This window comes from Alcanivorax sp. HI0044 (assembly GCF_001634945.1).
This window is the reverse complement of sequence record NZ_LWEZ01001385.1, coordinates 1-2095: the sequence shown is the minus strand read 5'-3', so window position 1 is coordinate 2095 and position 2095 is coordinate 1. Positions and strand designations below refer to the sequence as shown.

General features: G+C 54.3%; 2 protein-coding genes. Both read left to right on the top strand.

What is annotated here, in order from left to right; genetic code table 11:
* Nucleotides 1-67 precede the first annotated feature (67 nt).
* A complete protein-coding gene (gene secF, locus A3730_RS20485; protein WP_063521067.1) occupies nt 68-991 on the top strand; it encodes a protein translocase subunit SecF in 924 nt (307 codons plus the stop codon).
* Between the two features lie 109 nt (nt 992-1100).
* Nucleotides 1101-1613, top strand: a complete 513-nt coding sequence (locus A3730_RS20480) for a DUF2059 domain-containing protein (protein ID WP_063521066.1) — start codon at nt 1101-1103, stop codon at nt 1611-1613.
* The last annotated feature ends 482 nt before the right edge of the window (nt 1614-2095 follow it).

Genomic DNA, 2095 nt, shown 5'->3' with positions numbered 1-2095 from the left:
GCCATGGCAGAAATGATTTACGGTCGAGGCGCCCGCGCCCCGAGCAAACTGAGCATCTGAGGCGGTTATGAGCAAAGCACCCATGAACATCAATTTTATGGCCGCCCGCAAACCGCTGGGCATCCTGTCGCTGGCGCTGGTGATTATTTCCGTGGCGCTGTTGCTGACCCGAGGCCTGAACCTGGGGCTGGATTTCACCGGGGGGACTACCGTGGTAGTAAAAAGCCCGGTGGATGTGGAGCTGTCTCAGGCACGGGAAGATTTGGCGCAGGCAGGTTTCGGTGATGCCGTGGTACAGCACTACGGTTCCCCCAAGGAAGTGAATATCCGGGTCGCACCAAAGGATGACGTGGACGCGGACAAGGTGGGCCACAACGTCTTCAATGTGCTGAAAGAGCACAATGCGGATCTGGAACTGCTGAAAGTGGAATTTGTGGGCCCTCAGGTTGGTGACGAACTGCGTGACGAATCCGGTACCGCCATGTTGCTGGCGCTTGGCCTTATGATGGTCTATGTGTGGTTCCGCTTCTCCAACAAGTTTGGCGTGGCTACCGTACTCGCGCTGTTCCACGATGTAATCATCGTGCTGGGTCTGTTTTCGCTGGTGCAGTGGCCGTTCGACCTGACGGTGCTGGCGGCGGTGTTGGCATTGATCGGTTACTCGCTCAATGACTCCATTGTAGTGGCCGACCGCATTCGTGAAGATTTCCGCAATTCCCGGCAGACGGATCCGGTGGCTATTATCAATGGCGCGGTAAACCAGACGTTGACCCGCACGATCAATACTTCTGTGACGACCCTGTTGGTATTGGTGGCGTTGTACTTCTTTGGTGGTGAAGTCATGCGCGCTTTTTCGGAAGCTCTGCTGGTGGGTGTGGCGGTAGGTACCTACTCGTCGATTTATGTGGTTACGAATATTCTCTTCATGATGAAGGTCAGCAAGGAAGACTTCATGATTCCGGAACCGGAAGAAGTGGATGAAATGCCATAACGGCAATTGATCATTGATAGTGGTTAATTGATAGTAAAAGGCCGTGATTCGTCACGGCCTTTTTGCTTTTCAGGCTGGCGGTGTTGGCACCGCAATGTTGGAGATAATCATGAAAAAAATGCTGACCGTACTGCTGCTGTCTTTCCTGTCGGTAACCGCACAGGCATCGGAACAGGCGGACAAGACGGCTGCAGCCAAAGAGGTGCTGGAATCCAGTAATGCCAAAGCCATTTTCAGTGAAGCCCGGCGACAGATTGAAGGCATGACCGATCAGGCCCTGACGCAAACCATCCCGGCGGACAACAAGGCCATGATGGAGCGCTATACCTCGCGGGTGCAGACCATTCTGGAAGAGGGGCTGGACTGGGGTGCCATGGAAGAGCAGATGCTGGCGATTTATCAGCGTACCTTTTCCCTGCAGGAGCTGCGGGACATGGCCGAGTTTTATCAGTCGGAAAGTGGCCGGGCGATCATGAAAAAGATGCCCCAGGTAATGGCTGAATCGGTACAGATTTCCCAGCGCCAGATGCAGCATGTGATGCCGTCCTTGCAGCAGATGTTTTCCGATATGGAAGCGGAGCTGGCCCAGGCCGGCGCACAAAAAGATGCGCAGAAACCGTAATCGCAAAAACCGGTATGGGGCGTCGATCCAGGTGTAATCGTCATCCGGCGTTTGACTCAGGACGAGGCGGGCCGGTTGGGTGCTGTTAGGCCCAAGCCGGCCCATTTTTTTATGGTTCATCGCTGAATTGAGTGATCAGCCGGCTTCAGAACTTGTCTCATTATCCCGCCTTGGCCGCCGCTGGACGCCGGATGCCTGACGACGGACGCGGGCATTCAAAACCTGAAAACCTTGCCCGTCACACCCTCTGTGCAAAATGCATTACCCGGTTATTGCCTTAATGATGGCCCTGACAATTCCTCAAAATACCTCTCAAAAGCGATGCCGGAATAACGACAACGTCTCAGGCTATGGAGATTTACGTCAGGCATCCGGCGTCTAGCGTTTGGCAAAGTGCCGGGTATTCGGGATAAACCCGGCACATGGCGAGAAGCGTGTTATTCAGAGGCTCCTTAACTGAAGTTTTGTTTCTCCATCCAGGG

Excerpts from the sequence above, each read along its gene's own strand:
- A3730_RS20480 (WP_063521066.1), top strand. The coding sequence starts at position 1,101 with ATGAAAAAAATGCTGACCGTACTGCTGCTGTCTTTCCTGTCGGTAACC.
- secF (WP_063521067.1), top strand. The coding sequence starts at position 68 with ATGAGCAAAGCACCCATGAACATCAATTTTATGGCCGCCCGCAAACCG.